The organism is Clostridium aminobutyricum, assembly GCF_017255415.1.
GTDB classification, from domain to species: Bacteria; Bacillota; Clostridia; order Peptostreptococcales; family Anaerovoracaceae; genus Aminipila; species Aminipila aminobutyrica.
In genome coordinates this window covers 1-1,118 of record NZ_JAFJZZ010000020.1, presented here as the reverse complement: position 1 = coordinate 1,118, position 1,118 = coordinate 1, and the positions used below count along the sequence as shown (strand labels likewise).

Genomic DNA, 1,118 nt, shown 5'->3' with positions numbered 1-1,118 from the left:
GCAAAGTAGGCTATGCAACAGTAACCGGAAACGAGACAGTAGAAATCACAGCGAAAGCAGTGACCATTACTGTAGATAATGCAAGCAAGGGATACGGAGCGGCAGACCCAACGTTCACAGGAACAGTTGAGGGTCTTGTAGCAGCAGGAGACCTTGGAGCAGTAACCTATTCCAGAACAAACAGTGATGTAAACGACATCGGAACGTATGAAGATGTTATTACAGCAAGTTATACAGCAAACGGCAACTACAATGTAACGGTAGCAAAGGGAGACTTTGCCATCACAGCATTGCCAATGAGCGATGTAACGGCAGAGGGCTATGCAGCCCCATATGACGGAATAGCTCACGGAATCACAGTAAGTGGAGCGCCGGACGGAGCAACCATCGAGTACAGCTTAGATGGAACAACAAACTGGACGACAACCAATCCGACTTACACGGATGTGACGCCGGCAACAACGGTATACTACAGAGTAAGCAAAGTAGGCTATGCAACAGTAACCGGAAACAAGACAGTAGAGATCACAGCAAAAGCAGTGACCATTACTGTAGATAATGCAAGCAAGGGATACGGAGCGGCAGACCCAACGTTCACCGGAACAGTTGGTGAATTGGTAGCAGCAGGAGACCTTGGAACAGTAACCTATTCCAGAACAAACAGTGATGTGAACGACATCGGAACTTATGCCGATGTTATCACAGCAAACTATACGCCAAACGGCAACTACAATGTAACGGTAGTAAAGGGAGACTTTGCCATCACAGCACTGCCAATGAGCGACGTAACAGCATCAGGCTATGCAGATGAATATGACGGAGCGGCTCATGGAATCACCGTAAGCGGAGCGCCGGACGGAGCAACCATCGAGTACAGCTTAGATGGAACAACGAACTGGACGACAGCTAATCCGACTTACACGGATGTGACAGCAGCAACAACGGTATACTACAGAGTAAGCAAAGTAGGCTATGCAACAGTAACCGGAAACGAGACAGTAGAGATCACAGCAAAAGCAGTGACCATTACTGTAGATAATGCAAGCAAGGGATACGGAGCGGCAGACCCAACGTTCACCGGAACAGTTGGTGAATTGGTAGCAGCAGGAGACCTTGGA

At 48.4% G+C, this 1,118-nt stretch carries 1 protein-coding gene; it reads left to right on the top strand.

Annotated elements, in window-relative coordinates:
- Window positions 1-1,118: MBG domain-containing protein (locus JYB65_RS14820; protein WP_206583475.1), on the top strand; the 1,118-nt coding region annotated here is incomplete at both ends.